27 protein-coding genes are annotated in these 21721 nt (G+C 51.7%); 13 read left to right on the top strand and 14 right to left on the bottom strand.

Annotated features, from left to right (window positions below; genetic code table 11):
* Window positions 1–169 precede the first annotated feature (169 nt).
* Window positions 170–1564: an aminodeoxychorismate synthase component I gene (gene pabB, locus KDX31_08090; GenBank protein UTW04945.1), complete on the top strand. Its 1395-nt coding sequence runs from the start codon at window positions 170–172 to the stop codon at window positions 1562–1564.
* Between the two features lie 198 nt (window positions 1565–1762).
* On the opposite strand, the gene KDX31_08085 is transcribed toward pabB, so the two are convergent.
* Window positions 1763–2647, bottom strand: a complete 885-nt coding sequence (locus KDX31_08085) for a LysR family transcriptional regulator (protein ID UTW05333.1) — start codon at window positions 2645–2647, stop codon at window positions 1763–1765.
* Window positions 2648–2767: 120 nt separating this feature from the next.
* Between KDX31_08085 and KDX31_08080 the strand changes: the two genes are divergently transcribed.
* Together KDX31_08080 and KDX31_08075 are read left to right on the top strand one after the other, a co-directional pair.
* Complete coding sequence (locus tag KDX31_08080) at window positions 2768–3415, top strand: NAD(P)H-dependent oxidoreductase (protein ID UTW04944.1); 648 nt, start codon at window positions 2768–2770, stop codon at window positions 3413–3415.
* A 234-nt stretch (window positions 3416–3649) separates the two neighbouring features.
* Window positions 3650–3904 carry a hypothetical protein gene (locus KDX31_08075; GenBank protein UTW04943.1) on the top strand — a complete coding sequence of 85 codons (255 nt, stop codon included), beginning with the start codon at window positions 3650–3652 and terminating at the stop codon, window positions 3902–3904.
* A 213-nt stretch (window positions 3905–4117) separates the two neighbouring features.
* On the opposite strand, the gene KDX31_08070 is transcribed toward KDX31_08075, so the two are convergent.
* From KDX31_08070 to KDX31_08025, 10 genes are all read right to left on the bottom strand, one after another.
* Entirely contained in the window at window positions 4118–4321 is a 204-nt protein-coding gene (locus KDX31_08070) for a hypothetical protein (protein UTW04942.1), read from the bottom strand.
* 61 nt (window positions 4322–4382) lie between these two features.
* Window positions 4383–4664 (bottom strand): hypothetical protein, encoded by a 282-nt coding sequence (locus tag KDX31_08065; protein UTW04941.1) that lies wholly within the window; start codon window positions 4662–4664, stop codon window positions 4383–4385.
* Between the two features lie 130 nt (window positions 4665–4794).
* On the bottom strand, window positions 4795–5721 hold the full coding sequence (locus KDX31_08060; GenBank protein UTW05332.1) for a hypothetical protein: 927 nt from the start codon (window positions 5719–5721) through the stop codon (window positions 4795–4797).
* Between the two features lie 12 nt (window positions 5722–5733).
* Window positions 5734–6084: a hypothetical protein gene (locus KDX31_08055; GenBank protein ID UTW04940.1), complete on the bottom strand. Its 351-nt coding sequence runs from the start codon at window positions 6082–6084 to the stop codon at window positions 5734–5736.
* A 588-nt stretch (window positions 6085–6672) separates the two neighbouring features.
* The gene (locus KDX31_08050; protein UTW04939.1) at window positions 6673–7128 is read right to left on the bottom strand and encodes a GNAT family N-acetyltransferase; all 456 of its coding nucleotides are present in this window, start codon (window positions 7126–7128) and stop codon (window positions 6673–6675) included.
* Window positions 7129–7217: 89 nt separating this feature from the next.
* A complete protein-coding gene (locus tag KDX31_08045) occupies window positions 7218–7538 on the bottom strand; it encodes a zinc-ribbon domain containing protein (GenBank protein UTW04938.1) in 321 nt (106 codons plus the stop codon).
* Between the two features lie 100 nt (window positions 7539–7638).
* Window positions 7639–8055 carry a hypothetical protein gene (locus KDX31_08040; protein UTW04937.1) on the bottom strand — a complete coding sequence of 139 codons (417 nt, stop codon included), beginning with the start codon at window positions 8053–8055 and terminating at the stop codon, window positions 7639–7641.
* A 92-nt stretch (window positions 8056–8147) separates the two neighbouring features.
* Window positions 8148–8468 carry a hypothetical protein gene (locus tag KDX31_08035; protein ID UTW04936.1) on the bottom strand — a complete coding sequence of 107 codons (321 nt, stop codon included), beginning with the start codon at window positions 8466–8468 and terminating at the stop codon, window positions 8148–8150.
* Window positions 8469–8533: 65 nt separating this feature from the next.
* Window positions 8534–9217 (bottom strand): YafY family transcriptional regulator, encoded by a 684-nt coding sequence (locus tag KDX31_08030; protein ID UTW04935.1) that lies wholly within the window; start codon window positions 9215–9217, stop codon window positions 8534–8536.
* 561 nt (window positions 9218–9778) lie between these two features.
* The gene (locus KDX31_08025) at window positions 9779–10516 is read right to left on the bottom strand and encodes a hypothetical protein (protein UTW04934.1); all 738 of its coding nucleotides are present in this window, start codon (window positions 10514–10516) and stop codon (window positions 9779–9781) included.
* 444 nt (window positions 10517–10960) lie between these two features.
* Here KDX31_08025 and KDX31_08020 point away from each other — a divergent pair, with 444 nt between their 5' ends.
* Both KDX31_08020 and amrS read left to right on the top strand, forming a co-directional pair.
* Complete coding sequence (locus tag KDX31_08020) at window positions 10961–11284, top strand: ferredoxin family protein (GenBank protein UTW04933.1); 324 nt, start codon at window positions 10961–10963, stop codon at window positions 11282–11284.
* Between the two features lie 92 nt (window positions 11285–11376).
* Window positions 11377–12474 (top strand): AmmeMemoRadiSam system radical SAM enzyme, encoded by a 1098-nt coding sequence (gene amrS, locus KDX31_08015; protein ID UTW04932.1) that lies wholly within the window; start codon window positions 11377–11379, stop codon window positions 12472–12474.
* A 73-nt stretch (window positions 12475–12547) separates the two neighbouring features.
* Here amrS and KDX31_08010 read toward each other — a convergent pair whose 3' ends face one another.
* A complete protein-coding gene (locus tag KDX31_08010; protein ID UTW04931.1) occupies window positions 12548–13123 on the bottom strand; it encodes a CPBP family intramembrane metalloprotease in 576 nt (191 codons plus the stop codon).
* Between the two features lie 152 nt (window positions 13124–13275).
* Between KDX31_08010 and KDX31_08005 the strand changes: the two genes are divergently transcribed.
* The 8 genes from KDX31_08005 to KDX31_07970 all read left to right on the top strand — a co-directional run bounded on the left by KDX31_08005 (window position 13276) and on the right by KDX31_07970 (window position 20262).
* Window positions 13276–13746 (top strand): SUF system Fe-S cluster assembly regulator, encoded by a 471-nt coding sequence (locus KDX31_08005; protein ID UTW04930.1) that lies wholly within the window; start codon window positions 13276–13278, stop codon window positions 13744–13746.
* A 40-nt stretch (window positions 13747–13786) separates the two neighbouring features.
* Window positions 13787–15235, top strand: a complete 1449-nt coding sequence (gene sufB / locus KDX31_08000) for a Fe-S cluster assembly protein SufB (GenBank protein ID UTW04929.1) — start codon at window positions 13787–13789, stop codon at window positions 15233–15235.
* Window positions 15236–15369: 134 nt separating this feature from the next.
* Window positions 15370–16149, top strand: a complete 780-nt coding sequence (sufC, locus tag KDX31_07995; protein UTW04928.1) for a Fe-S cluster assembly ATPase SufC — start codon at window positions 15370–15372, stop codon at window positions 16147–16149.
* Window positions 16136–17500: a Fe-S cluster assembly protein SufD gene (gene sufD / locus KDX31_07990; protein ID UTW04927.1), complete on the top strand. Its 1365-nt coding sequence runs from the start codon at window positions 16136–16138 to the stop codon at window positions 17498–17500. The genes sufC and sufD overlap by 14 nt, the downstream gene beginning before the upstream one ends.
* A 5-nt stretch (window positions 17501–17505) precedes the next feature.
* Window positions 17506–18783 carry a cysteine desulfurase gene (locus KDX31_07985; GenBank protein UTW04926.1) on the top strand — a complete coding sequence of 426 codons (1278 nt, stop codon included), beginning with the start codon at window positions 17506–17508 and terminating at the stop codon, window positions 18781–18783.
* 71 nt (window positions 18784–18854) lie between these two features.
* Window positions 18855–19325 (top strand): SUF system NifU family Fe-S cluster assembly protein, encoded by a 471-nt coding sequence (locus KDX31_07980; protein ID UTW04925.1) that lies wholly within the window; start codon window positions 18855–18857, stop codon window positions 19323–19325.
* 27 nt (window positions 19326–19352) lie between these two features.
* On the top strand, window positions 19353–19907 hold the full coding sequence (gene sufT, locus KDX31_07975; protein UTW04924.1) for a putative Fe-S cluster assembly protein SufT: 555 nt from the start codon (window positions 19353–19355) through the stop codon (window positions 19905–19907).
* A gap of 37 nt (window positions 19908–19944) precedes the next feature.
* On the top strand, window positions 19945–20262 hold the full coding sequence (locus KDX31_07970) for a Rieske 2Fe-2S domain-containing protein (GenBank protein UTW04923.1): 318 nt from the start codon (window positions 19945–19947) through the stop codon (window positions 20260–20262).
* Window positions 20263–20802: 540 nt separating this feature from the next.
* Here the strand turns inward: KDX31_07970 and KDX31_07965 are convergent.
* Both KDX31_07965 and KDX31_07960 read right to left on the bottom strand, forming a co-directional pair.
* Window positions 20803–21204 (bottom strand): GFA family protein, encoded by a 402-nt coding sequence (locus tag KDX31_07965; GenBank protein UTW04922.1) that lies wholly within the window; start codon window positions 21202–21204, stop codon window positions 20803–20805.
* Window positions 21205–21324: 120 nt separating this feature from the next.
* The gene (locus KDX31_07960; GenBank protein UTW04921.1) at window positions 21325–21660 is read right to left on the bottom strand and encodes a hypothetical protein; all 336 of its coding nucleotides are present in this window, start codon (window positions 21658–21660) and stop codon (window positions 21325–21327) included.
* Between the last annotated feature and the right edge of the window lie 61 nt (window positions 21661–21721).

Below are 21721 nucleotides of genomic sequence, written 5' to 3'. Positions count from 1 at the left end.
GCGTGGTAATTTGTTGAGAAAACTGCACTATTCTGCCTCGCTTTCACTATCCTGGGCGGATACAATCACCTTTTACCCTAAACCATCCCGCTTAACGTTAAACCGGCAGATGGCAAAACAACGTCCTATATTAGCTAGCTGAAGATAGGCAAAAATTAAGGTTCTTCGGGTGTACAGACTTTATTCACTCCCTTATCTGCAGAATACCACCCTCTATTTCGAGCGCATCCGGCACCTTCCGGCACCGGTGTTTCTCGATAGCGGTAAACCTGCTGGCCGTTATGGGCGTTTCGATATTATCTCTGCAGCCCCGGATGCCCGACTCAGTTATCAGGACAACGTTACTCACCTGAGTACCGCATCCTCCTATGAGCAGCTGAGTGGCAACCCCTTCAGCCATCTGCAACAACTGTTTAACCGCTATCAACAGTGCTGCCCTGAGCCGCAGCAAGCCGAGCTGAAGGCATTGCCTTTCTGTGGAGGACTGCTGGGCTATTTTTCCTATGACCTGGGGCGCAGCCTGGAAACACTGCCAGATGAGACCATCGCCGATATAGATCTGCCGGATATGCAGGTGGGGATCTACAGCTGGGCAGTGGTAGTCGACCATGAGAACAATACCGCTCAACTGGTCACCACCCCCCTGATCGATAGCGACCAGGCCGACACGATTCTGCAACTGCTGAACAATGATGCGCTCACCCGCAGCGGCGATTTCATGCTGAGAGCCCCCTTTCAAAGCAATATGAGCGAAGCGGAATACTACAACTCGCTCAACCGGATCGATCAGTACATCCACTCCGGCGACTGTTATCAGGTTAATTTTGCCCAGCGTTTCAGCAGCACCTATCAAGGTGACCCCTGGAGTGGCTACAAGTTGATTAGGGAGCACGCCCCCACACCTTATTCGGCCTATATTGAAACCGCTGATGGTGCCATTCTGTCACACTCCCCTGAGCAGTTTCTTGAAGTGTGCGACAAGCGGGTCACGACAAAACCGATCAAGGGCACACGGCCGCGCGGCAACAACCCGGCACTGGACGCGCAGTTAAAACTCGAGCTGCATGACAGCGAGAAAGACCGGGCCGAAAACCTGATGATCGTCGATCTGATGCGCAACGATATCAGCAAAGTATGTGAACACGGTAGCGTCAGAGTGCCAAAACTGTTTGCGGTTGAGTCCTATGCCAATGTGCACCATCTGGTCAGCACCATCACCGGCCAGCTGGCAGCGACTCAGAGCCCGATCGACCTGCTGGAACACAGCTTCCCCGGCGGCTCGATCACCGGTGCGCCAAAGATCCGCGCCATGGAAATTATCGAAGAGCTGGAGCCGCACCGCCGCTCTGTTTATTGTGGTTCAATCGGCTACCTCAGTTTCTCTGGTCAAATGGATACCAGCATTGCTATCCGCACCCTGATCTGTCAGAACGGCCAGATACACTGCTGGGCCGGCGGCGGCATCGTCGCCGACTCCGAAACCGCCGATGAATATCAGGAAACCTACGACAAGGTGAATAACCTGTTGGCGCCGCTGGAACGGACCATCAAAAGCAGCGGCTAGACCGCTGCTTCGCAGCTCGATAGTGGTTAGATGCGACTGTGTCGCTTGCTAGAACAAACGCTGATTTAGTGGGCAGGAGAGACTAGGGGTAAGAAAACAGATCTGCCCTTTTTCTTTTATCCTAAGATCGAAACGGCGGCTAAGCACACTCAACTTAGAGCCATTCTCCCCCCCCCAAAAAAATATCTATGTTTTTTGTCAGGCATACTCTGATAGCTCTTTTACCAGCCACTCTCTGAAAAGAGTGACTTTTCGTAAATTTTCGCTAACAGGCGATACCAATAAATAATACGTAAGACCAGGTAATGAGCAACCATCATCCAAGGCTTTCAACCAACCTTGCTGCAAGGCCATTTTAGCTAATACCGAGCTCACAAGAGCTATCCCCTGACCGGCTAAAGCGGCTTGAACAACATGATCTTCCTGATCAAAGTAACGTATCTTTGGGTCGGATATATTGGAGTTAAATGTTTGTAGCCACGTTTCCCAGTTTATCGACGGTAAGTTTTTGTTCTTCCATCGGGTCTCAATAAAAGTGGCATCAGTAAAATACTGACAACTATTTAAATAGTCCTCCGTCGCATAGCCAGTAAAACGCTCGGTCACCAGCTTTACAGAATTTGTATTTTTCTCCTCATCACTGCCATACCTGATTGCGAGATCAATACGACGATCTCGCTTGATATCGGCAAGCTCTTCTCCGGTTTTTATCTCAACCTGAATATCCGGGTGTTCTTTATAAAACCTTGCCAGATTGGGAACCAGCCACATTGATGCAAAAGACGTGGTTGTGGCAATCCTCAATACAGACTGCGCATTAGATATTTCTTCAAATGCAGCTGATATCTGCTGCAACGCCTGATGGGCAACATGTGCAAGCCTGGCGCCTTCGTGAGTCAGGATTATTGAACGGGTTTTTCGCTCGAACAGCAAAACCCCCAGCCGATCTTCTAAGCTTGAGATTTGGTGTGATATTGCTGTTGGAGTGACATTTAGCTCCCCAGCGGCAGCCTTAAAACTACCTAAGCGTGCAGCAGCTTCAAACCCCCTAATCTGATTCAGTTGAGGTAAGCGAGAAAACATAGACTTACTCATAGATGAAATTGGCTCATCTATAAGTAAATTTTTACCATTTGTCAACAAACCCGGTCTATCAAATAATCCTCCACACAGCGTAATTCATAACGGACCAAGGAGAATCTTATGACCGTCTTACTTCACATTGATGCGAGCGCACGCAAAGAACGTTCTATTTCGAGGGCTCTGGGCGAGACATTCAAGCATCAATGGCTCTCGTCAAAACCCGCGGATAAGTTTATCTATAGAGATATTGGCAGCACACCGCCAGACTTTATATCTGAAAGCTGGATTGCCGCTGTCTTCACCCCCGAAGGAAAAAGAACAGATGAGCAGAACTTATTATTAGCCTTGTCTGATGTGTTAATTGAGGAGCTAACTGAGGCAGACGTCATTGCCATATCCACTCCGATGTACAACTACGGTATGCCTGCATCACTGAAAGCATGGATTGACCAGGTTGTCAGAGTCAACAAGACCTTTACCTTTGATCTGAACCGTGGTGATTTTCCATTAGAGCCGACCCTGTCAGGCAAGTCCCTCGTGCTTTTGACATCTTGTGGGGAATTTGGATTTGGAGAAAACGGAACACGAGAAGATATGAATCATTTAGGGCCCCATATTCAAACAGTCAGTAAATATCTTGGAGTAGATGAAGTATATGAAATCAGTGTTGAATACCAAGAGTTTGGTGATAACCGGCATAAGCGGTCTATTGAAAGCGCTTATGAGTCCATTCCTGGAATGATCAAAAGCATTGCGACGAATACTTGATGCCACCCAGGAAATAACCCTGACTAACTGACAGGATTAAATGTAATCCGTTAAGCGTTTTTCAAACTCAATCATAAAGTGGATCAGGGCTGCCATCCCGTTTCTGAGAGGTAGATTCGCTTAAGTGCGGGCAGCCACTCCCTTCGGCGCTTTCATAATCTGGCGATGGTTAAAACCAACTCGACTATACTTTAGTTTCCACCATGACCCGGATACAGAATAGGAGGATCTGTCATGTTGAAACGTACACTTATGCTTGCAGCTGTAGCCGCTACGCTATCCATGCAGGCTTTTGCAGGTCACTGCCCGATGGACGCCAAAGCGATCGATAATGCTCTCCCGCGCAGTAATCTTAATGAAATGGAGAAGGCCGAGATACAGGCTCTGCGTGATGAAGGTATGCGCCTTCACGAAAATGGCGACCACCGTATGTCAGAAAAGAAAATGGCGACTGCCATGCGTAAGTTACTTGACTCAAGCCTGGAGTAAGCTTAATTCTGTCTCAACAGTCTCTGAAGTGATGTGATGGACGCCCTCCCAACGGTCGGCGTCCAGATCGGCAAATATCGCAGCGACGTAAGCGAGCTTAGCTCGCTATTGATAAGCGTTGCCTAAACAGCTGTTCTGCCTGGCGCTCATTGCCCGTCTATATTTCTGTAAGGTATTACTCTGACCCCAGATATCGTAAAAAACCTACCCTTCTTAACTTGCCCCTGCTGCGGCTTTACGCTCTCGCTCATACTCTTCATATGATGTGTTGGAACGCTCTACACATTCCTGATACTGAGCAGAAGGAACACTGTTACATTCCTGGCGATTGTTAAGCTGGATATTGTCGTATACAGCTTTATTACTACAGCCAGCCATCAAAAAAATTATTACAGGCGCAATCCAAATCTTGTTCACGGTTTATCTCTCCTACCTAGCATAACATTAAAAGGGTCAGAGCCCTTTAATGCAATGGTTATCAAATTTCACCTGCATACCACGCAATTAACGTTGCTGAGCCAATTAAGAAAAGTAACCCGACGACAGAAACCATGAACTGCTGGAATGAGCTTGCCTGTTCGTGCTCATTGATACTTTCTTCGGGGTGATGGCCCAGGCTCAAAATCCTGCATATTGGCCAACCGACATACCATGCGATTACCTCAAAAAACATTTCCCAAATCAACCAAAGAAGGGCTCGTATCACTACCCCGATTAATCGTAAAAATACTTTGAAGAATCCCTCAACGACTTCTTCCATAAATGATCACTTTAAGACACAGTCGTGGTAGAGCACCCCGTTACCGAGGCGACCCCACACAGATCCGGACGTGCGGAATTACCGCATCCGGCTCTTCAATAATATCCTTGCCCGTGTAAAACACAGACCCTCAGTACCAGTCCACGGCTAGCAATCTTTTACTCACTCGCATGGGCTGGATTCCAAAATATCTTAGCATCTCTTTCATCCCTGACCACGTGTAACTTTTCCGACCACTTCGTCGGTTTAACCAGATATATAAACTATTGAGTATGTGACCGTAGATCCGCCCCACACTCAAGCTGTTGTCCGGTAACCCAAAGTAGTTCCTGAATCCGATAATCTTGCGCTTTAGTTGTGGCATCCAGTGATCCAGTCGCCGATGGCGATTGTCTTTAATCCACGCATAAAAGGTTTGCAAGGCCGTCTTATGTTTCTTCGGGGCGGTCTTTCGTCTGAGCCGCGGCTCGCCTTTAAAATCCATTTCCCAGTAGAAACGAAAACCCAGAAACTCAAAGTGCCGTTGTTGTCCAGGGTGAAAGCGACTAAAGCGTTTAATCGAGGTCTTCTCCGGCGCAACGTCCAGGTTGAAGGTTCTCAGCCTGGGAGCCAGTTGCTCATAGAAGGCTCGCGCTTCGTCTTGATATTGAAATGCCACCACAAAGTCATCCGCATAACGGATGAGCATTGCCCTGCCTTCAAGCTTGGGTTTGATCTTCTTCTCGAACCACAGATCTAAAGCATAGTGAAGGTAGATATTTGCCAGCACGGGACTGATCACGCCGCCTTGCGGCGTGCCTGAAGCAGGCTTGTGATAGCGCCCGTCGGGCTCTTTAATTCTGGCCTTCAGCCATTGATTAATGAGATTGAGAAGCGGCTTGTCATCAATACGCTGCTTTAACATGCGCATCAGCCAAGTGTGATCCATATGATCGAAGAAACCTTTAATGTCTGCTTCGACAATATACCCGTAGCCTTTAAATTGAAGGTTCAATTGCAAACTGTGTATGGCCTGATGCGCACTTTTATGCGGGCGATAGCCATAACTGTTCGGCAGAAAGTCGTGCTCCTAGATACTTTGCAGTAGCTCCGAGACACTTTGCTGCACCACTTTATCTGCAACGCTGGGCAAGCCTAATGGCCGTTCTTTGCCATTCGCTTTGGGGATGTACACACGCTTGATGTCATCAACTCGATACTGCCTGGATTTAAGTTGCTGCGCCAGCATGTGGATATTTTCGGGTAATCGGTGCTCAAATTGTTGCGTCGTAACGCCGTCAATACCCGCAGCCGATTGTTTATTGAGGTGTGCCCAGGCACGATACAGCGCGTCGGCTTTCAGCTGTCCATAAAGATTCTGAAATCGATGCTTCGTGTGGGTGTGTGCTTTAAATGCTATGGCGTTTAAGGCAGTTGTCATAGTGTCTCCAGCCCTACGTTGTCCGGACTATGTATCTGTTAAACGCCGTGATATTACTGTCAGCCCCTTCGCTATGTAGACGGCTTTCCCGCCCTCAAACTACTATGAGCTGATCCGACTTCCGGGATGCCTTCGTTCGCCTCGTATTTTACTCAGCAGCCCTACCCATTTCCGTTGGGAGCACGTCCGGATCTCACAAGTTCCTGTCATAACTCTTTATACATGCCACGGTTTGATCACTCCGCCAGTTCGCCACAATCTCGCCTAATCGGTTGCTTTGCTTGGACTTCGACTGCGTTATAAGTCTGGTCAACTGAGACTCGCTATTTTCGGAGCAATACCAACACTTCAGGGGCACGGCACCCCCTATGGCCTACATAATTCTCTGTCTACGCTTCACGATGGTTGTTCGCCTGATTGCGCCCTCACGCTGAAAAGTGACTCACTAATCTCAAACTCCGCACACCGTGCAAGACTCGATACGGGTGGCAGGCTACACCTTACCCGACAGGGACTTTCACCCTGCAAGTTGTGACAAGCTTCGCTTGTCGCACTAACGCTTCAATCAGCCGACGCGTCAGCGGTCGGCTATATTGATATGCTAAGTTCTATTTCCATTGGTTGATATACCAGACCTGCTGATTCGCTTACTTCACCTTTACACTTAAAGCCGTACTTCCGGTATGCAGGTACTGAAGGTAAAGAAGCTTTGACGGTTACACACTCAACCCTGGCATAACTCAGTGCCGAAAAAAGTAACTTTCTGCCGATTCCCTTCTGTTGCTGCTCAGGATCAACAAACAACATGGCAACGTGACGGCCTTCTTTCAACTCGATGATACCCTCAATCTTCCCTTCATATTCAGCGACAAGCATCAGGTTATCTTCGTGCATCCTATTGCGAAAGGCATCGACTTGTGCAATTTTTGTGAAAGTAGAAACCCCTTCCGCAGACAGCGCTTCTGCAACTGACTTTGAAAATGCAGCCATACAGATTGAGCTGACGGCTTTAAGATCCTTCTCTTCCAACTTCCTGATAATCACGCATACCTCCAGAAACTTAACGCAGCGCTCACCGGTCGAGTGAAACGAGTTCCAGCATGCAATGATGACGTATATTGCGATGTTTGTTTTTATTTGTTTTTAAAAAAATTCTCATTTTGATGCTTAGGTTTCATTGCCATTTCTTCCATGTGACGTTTCTGCTCTTCTTTTAGCGCCTTTGTATGTGCTCTGCAGACACTGCAATACCTGGCGCAGGAATTAATAGTTTTACCCAATTCCTCATACCAATACTTTTGGTCAACCGCAGCCCAGGTTTGCTTCTTCCCGCAATCAGCGCATTCAAACTCTTCATCATAGTAATAGTCGGGTGGAGAAGAGTAAGTGTTGTCGTTCATTCCCCACTTATCTTTATCGACTTCAACCCTTACTTTAGGTTTGGTTCTACTCATCTTTCATTACTCTGAATGAGACACACAATGATCGGCACAGCTAAAAATGAAAGTTGAGACCGAAAGCCGGAGCTTACATTTTTCCGACTGCTGCGGTTTGTTATGCATTCATGACCTCAATGAACCACTTTGGCTGCATTTGATCGAAGTCCGTCCGGATGTTGGAAGGCAGGTAGCTTGCTGAATCTAAGACAACCTCTTGACCATCCAGACGTTTAAAAACAACCCAATGCCAGAAATTTTTGCCACTTTCCTGATGGTACTTGATGGATAGTAGTGCCAGATCTGGCAGAGTACCCCATGATTCAAAAGGAATTTCATCGGGAGATGTTTCAACTCCAGAACTGGACAACATTTCCCTGACATATTGGGTATCGGACCAAAGCGATTTATTTTCAGCATAGATACCCATAGCGTTAGCAACGGTCTTCATGTCCGAGTAGGTTTTGCCCAGAACATTGGCCACTGACGCAATTCCGCAGCCTGTAGCTTCTTCCTGTATTATGGGCTTTAGCACTGCTTTCTCCTTATTGAATTACGCTACCTCAACGGAAACGAAAGCAGCCCGAAGCGACGCTTTTGGCCTCCTGTGAGCCCTTTGTTAGGCTTTTAGTTAATTCTCGTCCAAAACGTCATGTTTACAGACTCTTTGTCGATAAGTTCTAGATATTCTAGAGCCACAGTGTTACTCAGCCACTGCTGGCAATACTCCTCTGCCTTCTCTTGTGAACGGGCGATCGCCACATCCGCATACATACCATCTTCGCCACGAACCAGAAAATGAAGAACAAGCTCATCTTGCTGACTAAGAAACTCTTTCTCTACGTTATTAGATAGTTCTACTAACCAGGCTTCTGTCACGCCGCCTTTAAGTCTGAAAGTCGCGAACTCCATGCCGCCAATGCTATCAATGTTGCCATTCTTTATCATGTTAGTGCCTCAGTTATTGGTTGAATGCCAACTGTAAGGCTTTGCCACTGACACCATTGTGTCAGTTAAATTTTGTTTTTAGACTCAATATATGCCGATAGAGAAACGCCTTCAGGTAAGGGAGTGGCATGTTCACAAAGATCTAGCTTAGTTATACGGTCGACCCTGAAATCTCTGTAGTCGCCGCGCAGATCGCACCAACTACCTAGAGTCCATCGGCCTCCCCAATAAAATAGCCCCAAAGGAAATACAGTTCTCGACGTCACAATCTCTGAAAGCGAGTTATAACCGATTTTCAGCCAACACTTTTTCACTATAGCTGAATGAGCTTTTCCCCAAACTTGATACGCTTCAGAATCACGATGGCTTGCCGGTACTCTAACCACTCGATCCTCATCAGGAATCAGCTTTGATGCCTTTGGCAATACAGCTTCGATCTTTGACAGCAGAGAGTGCGCTGAAGTAGCAAGATGTTTCCCAGTTAAAGATGCTGTGAAGCTAACCCCTGTGATGAGCGCCTCCAGCTCACCCGAAGATAGTTGTATAGGCGGTAACTCAAACCCCTCTGACAACCGGTACCCGACACCTGGCTCGCCATATATTGGTATTCCAGATAAAGATAAATCATCAATATAGCGATATATAGTTCTTTCAGACACCAGCAATTTCTCAGCTAAGTGTTTTGCGGTAATGGGCTGGTGCTTGCGCAGAATATTAGTTAATTGAAAAAGTCTGTCTGATTTTCGCACACTCTAACCATTCCTCTCCAGAGGCCTAACATGTTAATAGCTGGCAGGCGCATATGTATGCCAGGCAACATTTATACAAGGCATGATAACTATCAGATCTTAAAGAGGAAATTATGAACATCGCGATCTCCTTTAAGACAAAAACGAGAATACACATATGCATTCTTTACCCGGCTTACTATCCTTCCGGCGCTTTCTACCTATCCCTTTGCTTTTCTTCTGCTTTGCAAAATATCTGAGAAGCAAAACGAGCCTTTATCTAACGATAAAACGAGCATAACCCTTGGATAGGACAAAATAAACTATAAATATGTACACGGAAGCGCCAGTCCTCCGAATCAATGTGAATCAATAGGATCAGAGCAATTGGTTTTATTCTCACTATAGAAATACACAACATGATGACAAAGCGTCGCGTAGCGACACCCGAACTACGAGCAAGCCACGCTTTTTGTGACGTTCAACAACGAGCTAGGCTTCTAAGCTTTCCCTAGCGAGTCGCGTAGCGACGTTCTGGCAAGTGGCGAAGCCACGTCTGACCACTAGCGCTGCTTTTAACATTCAAGGTACTGATACATATAACCAATTATGATGCAGGAGAATCTGGATAAACACTTGCGGATCACTCAACTGTGTCAAATGGAGGTATGATTTCACCGCAAACCCCGTGGGATTAAATCCCATGTAAGTCACGCTTATTTCATCTCCGGGCTCCCAGGGGCCAGTCGCTTCAGTATGAATGATCTGCGCTCGTCTGGCGGCGGATAAAACCCCGAGCTGGGTAGCATGAGCAAGGTATTCCTGCGCGGCATTGGTCCACTGTTCCTCTATGTTTTTGGCGTTGTGCTGGAAGATGGCATGAGTGATCTCATGGGCTAAAGCGCCAACATAGTGCTCTTCGTCAAAGGGCATGTGATACATCTGCGGCGATTGGCTGCTGTGGAATATTGCAGGCAATGACATCATCAGAATACGGTCACTCTGGCGGTCATAACTTCCAACTGCCGTATAACCATCCCGGTTAATGATCTCTTCAATAATCTCTATCTCTATGGGTCTGTTCGGCTGCAACTTATACCGCCCAAGAAACCCGGTCGCCCTGTCAGCCGCATCACAAACATAATCGACCATACTGTCATTGGGTGCGGATATAAGAATCTCCGGTATCGCCTCACAGCGATACTGACTTGCCTCGACCATAGCCACCCAAAATGCAGGAACGATAACGCAACCATAACCAAAACAATAACCTAAACAAAGTATCGATATCTGGAAAATCTTCAGTTGACACGTTTTCATATACTCATGTCCATTGCTAACAACACGTTACGCATTTACACAGCCCATCAAGGAGATAGCCGGCCTGCTTTTCTGTCTCAATCAATATCATCCTTGCACCTGATATGCGCAAAATAATAGAGAAAAGACCTATCTTTCAGTGCTGCTCCTCTGCGCTCTCGGTGTACTCTGTGGTAAAAATCCCCTGAAACCGTACACCTTTGACGCATGGGTTAAACCTATCGCTACGAGTACTCGCCACTCCCGCAGACCTACTAACGTTAGTCCATTAAAATTGCTCTGTCCTGAGGCGGCTCTTCAGTTTTTTTCTAGCCAGCGGCGCAGCCACATATGGCCACTCGCTTACCGGCCTGCTTTTGTGCAGCAGGCAACTATACTGATCCATGAGGCTTGTTTAACCGCAACCAACCATCTGAACCGGCCTGTGGCCTGAAAGGATCTGTTATGACATTTGTAGTCACTGAGCCCTGCATCAAGTGCAAATATACCGACTGCGTTGAGGTCTGTCCGGTGGACTGCTTCTACGAAGGCCCCAACTTTCTGGTGATTAGCCCCGAAGAGTGTATCGATTGCGCCCTGTGTGCACCGGAGTGCCCGGTCGATGCCATTATGGAAGAGGAGGACGTACCCGCCGATCAACAGGATTTCATTCAACTCAATGCCGAACTGGCGCAACAATGGCCCAATATCGCCACAAAGAAACCCAGTCTGCCGGATGCGAAGCAGTGGGATATGATCACCCCTAAGAAGCATTTGCTGGAGCGCTAAACAGTCATTCACCCTCCCCTTAGTCTAATTTGCGACTGACGCGGACCGGCGAACTATACTGAGAGCGTAAACGGCAAAAGCGAGGCGGCGAGATGATTCCCGAATCCCATAGGGTATTACCCACTCAATACTGGCATACACTGGATGACGGTCGTATCCAGTGTGATGTGTGTCCTCGTGCCTGCAAACTGCGTGAAGGCCAGCGTGGATTATGTTTTGTGCGCGGCCGTGAGGACGACCAGATAATGCTATACACCTGGGGGCGCTCCAGCGGATTCTGCATCGATCCGGTAGAGAAAAAGCCGCTCAATCACTTCCTGCCGGGACAACCGATACTCTCCTTCGGTACTGCCGGCTGTAACCTGGCCTGCAAATTCTGCCAGAACTGGGACATGAGTAAATCCAGGGAGATGGACACTCTGGCCGATCAGGCCCTGCCCGAGGAACTGGCGGCCACTGCCAAGCAGTTGGGCTGTATCGGCATTGCTTACACCTATAACGATCCGGTGATCTTTATGGAATACGCCATGGATGTCGCCGATGCCTGCCATGAACTGGGCTTAAAGAGTGTTGCGGTCACCGCCGGATACATCTGTGCCGAGCCGCGCGCAGAGTTCTACCGCCATATGGATGCCGCCAATGTCGACCTGAAGGGCTTTACCGAGAGGTTCTATAAAAAGATCTGTGGCGGAGAACTCGCTGCCGTACTGGAAACCCTCGAATACCTGAAGCACGAAACCGATGTCTGGTTCGAAATCACTAACCTGCTGATTCCCGGTGAGAACGACTCCAGCGCCGAAATCGATGCCATGACCCAGTGGGTGGTGGAGCACCTTGGCCCCGATGTGCCCATGCATTTTTCCGCCTTTCACCCCGACTGGAAAATGCTCGATAAACCCCATACCCCACCAGAAACCCTTACCCGGGCACGCGACATCGCCCTGGCGAACGGCGTTCGTTACCCCTATACCGGCAATGTCTACGACACTAAGGGGGAGAGCACCTACTGCCACAATTGCGGTGCGACGCTGATTGAGCGCTGCTGGTACACGCTTGGCCATTGGGGTCTCACCGATGATGGCCGCTGCCAGCAATGCCATACCCCTCTGCCAGGGGTCTTCAACGGCCCGCCAGGCACCTGGGGACCAAAACGGCAGATGGTGCGCATGCACCACCGTTCAACCCGCTGAATATTGGGGCAGTTACGGAGTATTGCCGGCTATCCACATGCTTAACTAATTCTTTTTAACCAGGCCCTTTTAACTAATCTCTTCTAATAAGCACAACCAGCACGATGAAATCGTACAGCCCATGGGTAATAATCGGCACTAACAGGTTGTCACAGATGAGCAGCAGGCAACCCAGGTAGATACCGATCAGCGTTGCACTGATGACGTAAGCCAGCGAGAGGCTATGTACCAGACCGAACAATAGTGCCGCGATCAAAACACCGGCCAGAGGGCCAAAGTGAACCGCAAGGGACATTTGTATCACGCCGCGAAACAGCACTTCCTCACCCAGACCGGCGACACCGGCCACCAGCGCCAGATCCAGTAGTGAGGCATCACTGAAGAGCCGGATGATGTGCGCGCGACTTAAGCGAAACAAATCCTTAACGGGCGGGTATTCGAGAAAACCCGCACACAGCACCAGCAGCAATATCGGCAATGTCGCCAGTACGCCCTGGCTAACGCCGCGCCAGCTCAGCTGGAATTGCGCAAATGCTGGCGTATCCAGTAGCCACCCCAGCCCCAGAGCAATGCCAACCAGCCCTCCTTCGAACACCAGCGCCAGATACACCATCCGATAACCGCTTATGCGCTGTTTTCCTGACGCCATAACGCCACCCTGTTCTGTTGTTATTTAACCCCGGAATATCCTCCCCGTACCATTATCAGCCTAGTCGAGGCCAGCAGATAACAGGGTGAATTCTGCGCAGTCAATCCATATAGGACTATACTGGTACTGTATAAATAAAAAGGAAATACCCGATGTTGCGCATCAGCAAGTTTACTGACTATGGCACCGTGATCCTGGCCCTCATGGCACATAACCCGGCGTCCACCCACAGCGCCGCCAGTGTCGCACGACAGGTTGGCCTGCCCGGCAGTACCGTCAGTAAGCTGCTGAAGATGATGAGCCGTAGCGGTTTGCTGACATCCTGCCGCGGCAAACAGGGTGGCTACACCCTGGCAAAGGCACCGCAGGAAATCTCTCTGGCAGAGGTGGTCGAGGCGCTGGAAGGCCCGATAGGCGTGACGGAGTGCAGCCGCCAGAACGGCTTGTGCCAGTTAGAGTCCCACTGCGCGATTCGTCGCCAATGGCAGGGGGTCAATGGCGTCATCCTCAACGCGCTGCAACACGTCAGTCTGGCGGCTCTGCTGCACCCGCCAGTCATGACAAAGGCCGATGCCATTAACACAAACGCAGGCACAGCGGCCTGCACGGCAGAGAGTATTTAAGTTTGAACATATAAGCCCCTGAAAAGGGAGGAGTGCCCACATGGCTAAGTCAACGCCGCCACTCGAGCGAATGCTGGAACGCGGCTATAGTCAGGGATTCGTGACCGACATAGATAGCGACAGCCTGCCGCCGGGCCTCAGCGAGGCGGTTATCCGGCAGATCGTGGCGAAGAAAAACGAGCCAGAGTTCTTGCTGCAATGGCGCCTGCAGGCCTACCGCCACTGGCTGACCATGCCGCTGCCTACCTGGTCCCGTGTCCACTATGCACCCATCGATTACAACACCATCAGCTACTATTCAGCGCCCAAATCACGTCCCGATGGTCCGCAAAGTCTCGATGAAGTCGATCCGGAAATTCTACGTACCTATGAACGTCTGGGCGTGCCCCTGCACGAGCGTGCGCGGCTCGCAGGCGTCGCGGTAGATGCTGTGTTTGACAGCGTTTCAGTGGCAACCACCTTTCAGAAGGAGCTGGCCGACAAAGGCATTATATTCTGTTCCTTTTCCGAGGCTGTACAAAAGCACCCGGCGCTGGTGCAACGCTATCTGGGGTCCGTCGTCCCCTACACCGACAACTTCTATGCCGCCCTCAATGCCGCTGTGTTCAGTGACGGTTCCTTCTGCTACATCCCCAAGGGCGTGCGCTGCCCGATGGAGCTATCGACCTATTTCCGTATCAACGCCGCCAACACCGGTCAGTTTGAGCGCACCCTGATCATTGCCGAGGATGACAGCTTCGTCAGCTATCTCGAAGGCTGTACCGCGCCGATGCGCGATGACAACCAGTTGCATGCCGCCGTGGTTGAACTGGTGGCGCTGGAAAATGCCGAAATCAAGTATGCCACCGTGCAGAACTGGTATCCCGGCGATCAGGACGGCAATGGCGGGATATTTAATTTCGTCACCAAGCGCGGTCTCTGTGCCGGAGCCCACAGCAAGATTTCCTGGACCCAGGTGGAAACCGGCTCGGCCATTACCTGGAAATACCCCAGTGTCATCCTCAAGGGTGATTATTCAGTCGGTGAGTTCTATTCCGTCGCCCTGACAAATAACTACCAGCAGGCTGATACCGGCACCAAGATGACTCATCTCGGTAAGCACACCCGCAGCACGATTATCTCCAAAGGGATCTCAGCCGGTCACGGGCAAAACTGCTACCGGGGACTGGTCAAAGTCGGACCCAAAGCACTGGATTCACGCAACCATAGCCAGTGTGACTCCCTGCTGCTCGGCGATGCCTGCGGTGCTCATACCCTGCCCTATATTGAGGTCAGACACCCGATGGCTCAGGTAGAACATGAAGCCACGACCACCAAGATCAGCGATACCCAGTTGTACTACTGCCAACAACGCGGCATCGACACCGAAACAGCCGTCGCCATGCTGGTGAGCGGGTTCTGTAAAGAGGTGTTTCATAAATTACCCATGGAGTTTGCCGTCGAGGCCCAGGCGCTGATGGAAGTCAGCCTGGAGGGCGCGATCGGCTAGCGGAGGTTCAACATGATGACTGAACACAAGAAAGACAACTGGCTCAAAGCATTGCTTAAGGCTGTATGGCGTTTATGGCGGCGCCTCAGAGAATACCTGTTGCCCAACATCGATAATACTGCGGGGGACCCATCATGCTGAGTATCAGAAACCTCGGAGTACGCATCGATAACAAGCCGATTCTGCAGGGTATCAACCTGGAGGTCGCCGCAGGTGAGGTGCATGCCATCATGGGTCCCAACGGCTCGGGTAAAAGCACGCTGGCCCAGACGCTGGCGGGTCATCCTGATTATCAGGTCAGCCAGGGGCAGGTGTTGTATCAGGGCAAGGACCTGCTATCGCTGAATGTCGAACAGCGTGCCGCCGCAGGTATCTTCCTGGCCTTTCAGTACCCCGTTGAGATTCCCGGGGTCAGCAATATCCAGTTCCTCAAGAGTGCGCTTAACTGCCAGCGCAAGCTGCGTGGCGAGAGCGAACTCGATGCCCTGGATTTTCTGACTGACGTGAAACAGAAAATGCAGCAGATGCAGATGGATGAGGCGCTGCTTTACCGGGGCACCAACGAAGGTTTTTCCGGCGGGGAAAAGAAATCCAATGAAATACTGCAATTACTGGTGCTGCAGCCCCAACTGGCGATACTCGATGAAACCGACTCGGGGCTCGACATCGACGCCCTGAAGCGGGTCGCAGCCGGCGTCAATGCCTTCCGCAGTCCGGATCGCGCGCTGATACTGGTCACCCATTACCAGCGATTGCTGCAATATCTGGTACCGGACCGCGTTCATGTGCTGCAAAATGGCCGCATCATTCGTTCCGGCGGCGCAGAACTCGCCCTCGAGCTGGAACGACAAGGCTATGCCCCGCCCGCCGACCCGCGGGCTGAACAGCCGGAGGTGTCCGATGACAATGGCTAAGCGGTTCGACGAGCTGCATGCCTATGCAGCGCCTGCCAGCTCAGGCTGGCCCTGGCTGAATGCCTTCCGGGAACAGGCGCAACAAGCATTTGCAGCACAGGAGTTGCCGACGCTGCAGCAGGAAACATGGAAGTACACCAACATCAGGACACTCAGCGAAACGGCATTCTCTGACGCCCCGCCCCCTGCGGGAGACGAACAGGCGGAGGCAAAAAACGCCCGGCAAACGCAGGCTCTCAGTCTGCCCGGTCACCGTCTGACGTTCATCGCCGGTCATTTCCAGCCACAGCTGTCTCAGCTGGGAGACCTCAGCGGCGGCGCCAGACTGATGTCACTGAAGCAGGCTCTCGAGCAGGAACAGACCCTGATTGAGGCCCATCTTGGCGGTGCCGTGGAGTATTCCGGGCAGCCATTCGCGGCGTTGAACTCGGCCAGGTTTGAAGACGGGGTGTTGCTCTACCTGCCGCCTGGATGCCAGCTGAGTCAGCCGATCCACTGTCTGTTCTACACCCCGTCAGGGCACCACTCACATGCCTGCTATCCGCGTCTGCTGATTGTGCTGGAGGCGGGCGCAGAGGCTCAGCTGGTCGAAGAGTATCTGGGCAGCACCGCGCCGCAGGCCAACACCGCCGCGCAGTTCACCTGTCCGCTGAGCGAAATCATGCTGGCACGCGATACCCGGCTGCTGCACTGTAAAGTGTTACGTGAGTCGCCACAAGGGCACCATATCGCCGGCGTTCACGTCACTCAGGCAGCGCAGAGTCACTTTCACAGCATCAGCGTGACACTCGGCGGAGGCATCAGCCGCAATGACGTCCAGATCAGTCTCAGCGACGACGGCGCTCAGGCCCGGCTGGACGGACTCTATCTTCTTGCCGGGCGACAACACCTCGACAACCATTTGCGCATCGACCACCTGCAACCCGGTGGCCGCAGTGACGTACTCTACAAGGGCATTATTAACGACCGGGCCCATGGCGTCTTCAACGGCATGGCGATAGTCCATCCGGGTGCGCAGCAAAGTGATGCCCGGCAGATCAATAAAAACCTGCTGCTGTCTGAAAACGCCGAGATCGACACTAAACCCGAATTGCAGATAGACGCCGACGATGTTAAGTGCTCCCACGGTGCCACCGTCGGCCAACTGGATAAGGATGCGCTGTTCTACCTGAGCAGTCGCGGACTGGACCGGCAGACCGCCCGCGCCCTGCTGACCACCGCCTTTGCCCATGAAACACTCACGCATCTGCCGCAGGGCCCACTGCGTGAACAACTCACGGCTCTGACCGGTGCAACCCTGACGCGTCAGGCTGGCGACCAGCGGACGTCGGATACCGCGCCGCTATGGTGATCAGCATGAACAAATCCATCCCCCTCACCACTGCTTCGCCTCCAGGCCCCCGGGACAACAACTCGCGGTTTGACGTTAACGACCTGCGCAGTCAGTTCCCCATTCTCGAGCGCCGCATACAGGGTCACCCCCTCGCCTATCTCGATAACGCGGCCACCAGCCAGAAGCCCAGAGCGGTGATCGACTGTATCCAGCGATACTATCTGCACACTAATGCCAACGTGCACCGTGGGGTCTACCAGCTCAGTGAGGAAGCCACCCGCGCCTATGAAACATCCCGCGACAAGGTGCAGCAGTTCATCAATGCTCGCGAGCGCGCGGAGATCATCTTCGTCAAAGGCACCACCGAAGCCATTAACCTGGTCGCCCACAGCTATGCCAAACCCTTGCTCAGGCCGGGAGATGAGATACTCATCAGTACCATGGAGCATCACTCCAATATCGTGCCCTGGCAGATCATCTGCAACCAGACCGGCGCCCAGCTGCGGGTCATACCGATCAGCGATGTCGGGGAAATAGACATGCAGGCGTTCGGGGCTCTGCTCAGCCCCACCTGCCGGATGCTGTCCCTCACCCATGTGTCCAACACATTGGGCACCATCACTCCGATAAAGCAGATGATCAGCCGCGCACACCAGCACGGCATCCCGGTGCTGATCGATGGCGCGCAGGCGGTGCCGCACCTGACGGTTGACGTGCAGGCGCTGGATGCCGACTTCTATGCCTTTTCCGGCCATAAGGTCTACGGCCCGACCGGTACCGGCGTGCTGTACGGCAAACGCGAGATACTGGAGCAGATGCAGCCCTATCAGGGCGGCGGCGACATGATAAGCCAGGTAACGTTTGAGCACACCGAATACAACGAGCTGCCCTATCGCTTCGAAGCCGGCACGCCCAACATTGCCGGTGTGGTCGGCCTGGGCTGCGCGCTCGATTACATCCAGGCCATCGGGCTAGCACAGATCGGTCGCCATGAGCAGGCGTTGCTGGCGTACGCCAGCGAGGCGTTATCCGCCATCGAAGGCCTGCGTCTGATCGGCACCGCCAGCGACAAGGCTGGCATCCTGTCGTTTGTCATGGATGCCGCCCATGCCCACGATATCAGCACCGTACTGGATCAGGCGGGGGTAGCGATCCGTGCGGGACATCACTGCACCATGCCGTTGATGTCTCGTTTGGGGGTTGCCGCCACCGCCCGCGCTTCGCTGGCGTTGTACAACAATCAGGCCGATATCGACGCTCTGGTCGCTGGCCTGCACGAGGTAAACCGCATATTTAAATAAATCCGGATGGTCCCACCGCCCAGCATCGCGAGCAAAGACGATCATCACCACCGGAACAGGCAAGGTGCCATATGAATCAAGAACTACGCGAGCTATACCAGGAAGTCATCATTGACCATGGACGCCACCCCCGGAACTTCAAAGTTCTGGAGGACTACACCCACAGTCAGAAGGGCTACAACCCTCTTTGCGGCGACCGCCTGCAGCTGTTCCTGCGCATTCCACCCGGCCCGCAACCCGTCATCGAAGCAGCATCGTTTCAGGGTGAAGGCTGTGCCATCTCGATGGCCTCCGCCTCGCTACTGACAGAAAGCCTGAAAGGCAAGACCCCGGAGGACGCAAAAGTACTGTTTCAGCAGTTTCACCAGTTACTCACCGGCGACCACAATTGCACCGGACCAGACCTGGGGAAACTAGAGGTATTGACCGGGGTCCGCGCATTCCCGACCCGCATCAAGTGCGCCACACTCGCCTGGCACACCCTGCTTGGCGCCCTCGACCAGGGTGAAACCAAACCAGACAACTGGGTCAGTACTGAATAGCGCCCGTTAAACATCAGGAGGCGACACATGCAGCATACACAACCCATCAGGCTGCTGCGCGATTGCAGCGCCCTGCTGATCCCCTCAGGCGAGCCGGTCACCCTGCCCAAAGGCAGCGAAGTCAGCATTCAGCAAGCCCTGGGCGATACCTACACGGTTAGCACCGGCGCATCGCTGGCCCGCATTAACAGCGAGAATGCCGACGCCCTCGGGTTAATTCCCCTGCGGTCCGCGCCGCCCGCGGCCGAGCAGCCCGGTGAAGACGTTCCGGTAGCTGAAGAGGAGATCCAGCGTCAGCTGCGCAGCTGCTATGACCCGGAGATTCCGGTCAACATACTCGACCTGGGATTGATCTACAGCTGCCGCACCCAACCACACCCGCAAGGCGGCAGCCAGATTCATATCGACATGACCCTGACCGCCCCCGGCTGTGGCATGGGCGCTGTTCTGGCGAGCGATGTAGAAAGAAAACTCCTGCAGATACCCGGCGTACGTACCGTAGACATCCGACTTGTGTTCGATCCCCCCTGGGATGCAAGTCGTATGTCTGACGCCGCCAAGCTGCAACTTGGTCTACTCTGAAAGACAGTACACGCAACGCAATAGTGAGAAAGATCACATGGCACACTGGCATGATGTAAACGTTAATCTGGCTCCCGGCGAGCATACAGTGCTGACACTGGGGGAATTCAGTATCCTGCTGGTTAACACCGGGGGGGACTTCTACGCCGTCGAGAATATCTGCCCCCACGATGGCGGTGAACTCGATGGCGGCACCATCGACAACACAACCGTCACCTGCCCGCGGCACGGTGCCTGTTTCAGCCTGAAAAACGGTGCCGTCCTCAAGCCCCCGGCCTTCGAGGATATTGGCAGCTTCCCCGTGCGCACCCACGACGGGCGGCTGCAGGTTTACGACGAGCCTAGAGAGCCGTAGCCAGAACGCGGTTCTCGACTCTCGAAATTGTTATACGCGACTGCGTCGCTTGCTAGAGGTCGAAATGAACCGTAAGGCATTCGCTCCGGGACTAACCGTCTTCAACTGACCGGAACATCATGTATCGCCCTTCAGACAGACCATCCGGCAATTGCCGGGTGGCTTTTTATGTGCTCTCTCAGATAAACAACTGAATTTTATTCATTTGGCAATGCCTAACCAACTGGTTAGTATTTCATCTTTCAATTTAACCAAGAGCTATGTATTAAGCCCGGAGTAACGATGCAACTGATCAAAAACCTGCTAATACGCTGCTCCTTTCTTTATGGAGCATTGTCGCTCAGCATGTTTCTGTTCGGGTTTATCACCACCCTCCGTGCTGGCCTTAGTTAGTGATCCAACTCATCGTCTTAATCTTTTCCTGATATTTGGGAACAAAACAGATGACAGACGAAGATTATTGGCTGACTGATTAAAAGCCCTGACGACTTTGCGGCCAGATAAGAGCATTATTGTTTATTGATGTTATGCGATGGAAGCTCACTCTGGCAGACCCTCAAATTTTGGCACTTCCCCTAGCTCCCCATCCCACGTAGCTTTGCTAGATGAAAATATGTGTGCAGTTGGCAACATAGAGATTTCAGTGTCCAGACACCCTGCGGGAACGACGAGCAAACCTGCAATCTGAGTGTTTGGCAATGCCGAACCACACAACTTACAAAAGCTTTTGTTATGACGAGTGCCTGGGAGCGTAAAGGAAGTCACAGCATCTGCACCCGACTGCCAGACCAATTTAGCTGAATGCGAGAATAGATTTGCCGCATGAGCCGAACCTGTATCTTTCTGGCAATGCTGACAATGGCACAGGTAAAAGCTATCGAAATCACCTTTTACCTCAAAAACCACGGTGCCGCATAGACATGAACCGAAATGATCAGTCATTAGAACTCCTTCCATGACCTGTGGGTGAAGTACGCATAACGCCGCTCAGCACGCGCGGCTACGAAATGGAGGCGAAGCCGCAATGTAGTAGACGTCGCCGTGACTGGCTTGGTTATGTGCCTATTGCCAATCAACATCGAAAAATCCTTTCTGTTCACGACCGTGAATACTCCAGAGATCTTCATTTTTTCCTGTGGAAAGATAAATTTTTTGGTGCTGGCTGCAAATATATCTGACCCTATCAATAGTCATATTGTTATAGCTGGCTATAGCTCTTGTGGAACGAAAACTTTTCCCGTCCTCTGGTGAGGAGTTAGCAGATAACCATTTGTAGACTTTTCTGCTGTCAGAAAAATCTCGCCACTTGTTATGTATATATTGAACCAGGTAAACAGTGATTCCGGCGATTGCGCCTCCCGCTCCACCAATAAGTATTCCATCACTCACACCTGCCATAACTTCAACCTCGATTACACATAACAGCGAAATATACGACAAGGCATTTGGGGAAATGCGG

Origin of the sequence: Amphritea atlantica (assembly GCA_024397875.1) — a bacterium.
Taxonomy (GTDB): domain Bacteria; phylum Pseudomonadota; class Gammaproteobacteria; order Pseudomonadales; family Balneatricaceae; genus Amphritea; species Amphritea atlantica_B.
This window is presented reverse-complemented; position numbering and strand designations above follow the sequence as displayed.

Coding starts and splice junctions, on each gene's coding strand:
- KDX31_08085 (UTW05333.1), bottom strand. CDS start 2,647: ATGTTTTCTCGCTTACCTCAACTGAATCAGATTAGGGGGTTTGAAGCT.
- KDX31_08080 (UTW04944.1), top strand. CDS start 2,768: ATGACCGTCTTACTTCACATTGATGCGAGCGCACGCAAAGAACGTTCT.
- KDX31_08075 (UTW04943.1), top strand. CDS start 3,650: ATGTTGAAACGTACACTTATGCTTGCAGCTGTAGCCGCTACGCTATCC.
- KDX31_08065 (UTW04941.1), bottom strand. CDS start 4,664: ATGGAAGAAGTCGTTGAGGGATTCTTCAAAGTATTTTTACGATTAATC.
- KDX31_08055 (UTW04940.1), bottom strand. CDS start 6,084: ATGACAACTGCCTTAAACGCCATAGCATTTAAAGCACACACCCACACG.
- KDX31_08045 (UTW04938.1), bottom strand. CDS start 7,538: ATGAGTAGAACCAAACCTAAAGTAAGGGTTGAAGTCGATAAAGATAAG.
- KDX31_08035 (UTW04936.1), bottom strand. CDS start 8,468: ATGATAAAGAATGGCAACATTGATAGCATTGGCGGCATGGAGTTCGCG.
- KDX31_08025 (UTW04934.1), bottom strand. CDS start 10,516: ATGAAAACGTGTCAACTGAAGATTTTCCAGATATCGATACTTTGTTTA.
- KDX31_08020 (UTW04933.1), top strand. CDS start 10,961: ATGACATTTGTAGTCACTGAGCCCTGCATCAAGTGCAAATATACCGAC.
- amrS (UTW04932.1), top strand. CDS start 11,377: ATGATTCCCGAATCCCATAGGGTATTACCCACTCAATACTGGCATACA.
- KDX31_08010 (UTW04931.1), bottom strand. CDS start 13,123: ATGGCGTCAGGAAAACAGCGCATAAGCGGTTATCGGATGGTGTATCTG.
- KDX31_08005 (UTW04930.1), top strand. CDS start 13,276: ATGTTGCGCATCAGCAAGTTTACTGACTATGGCACCGTGATCCTGGCC.
- sufB (UTW04929.1), top strand. CDS start 13,787: ATGGCTAAGTCAACGCCGCCACTCGAGCGAATGCTGGAACGCGGCTAT.
- sufC (UTW04928.1), top strand. CDS start 15,370: ATGCTGAGTATCAGAAACCTCGGAGTACGCATCGATAACAAGCCGATT.
- sufD (UTW04927.1), top strand. CDS start 16,136: ATGACAATGGCTAAGCGGTTCGACGAGCTGCATGCCTATGCAGCGCCT.
- KDX31_07985 (UTW04926.1), top strand. CDS start 17,506: ATGAACAAATCCATCCCCCTCACCACTGCTTCGCCTCCAGGCCCCCGG.
- KDX31_07980 (UTW04925.1), top strand. CDS start 18,855: ATGAATCAAGAACTACGCGAGCTATACCAGGAAGTCATCATTGACCAT.
- sufT (UTW04924.1), top strand. CDS start 19,353: ATGCAGCATACACAACCCATCAGGCTGCTGCGCGATTGCAGCGCCCTG.
- KDX31_07970 (UTW04923.1), top strand. CDS start 19,945: ATGGCACACTGGCATGATGTAAACGTTAATCTGGCTCCCGGCGAGCAT.
- KDX31_07965 (UTW04922.1), bottom strand. CDS start 21,204: ATGACTGATCATTTCGGTTCATGTCTATGCGGCACCGTGGTTTTTGAG.
- KDX31_07960 (UTW04921.1), bottom strand. CDS start 21,660: ATGGCAGGTGTGAGTGATGGAATACTTATTGGTGGAGCGGGAGGCGCA.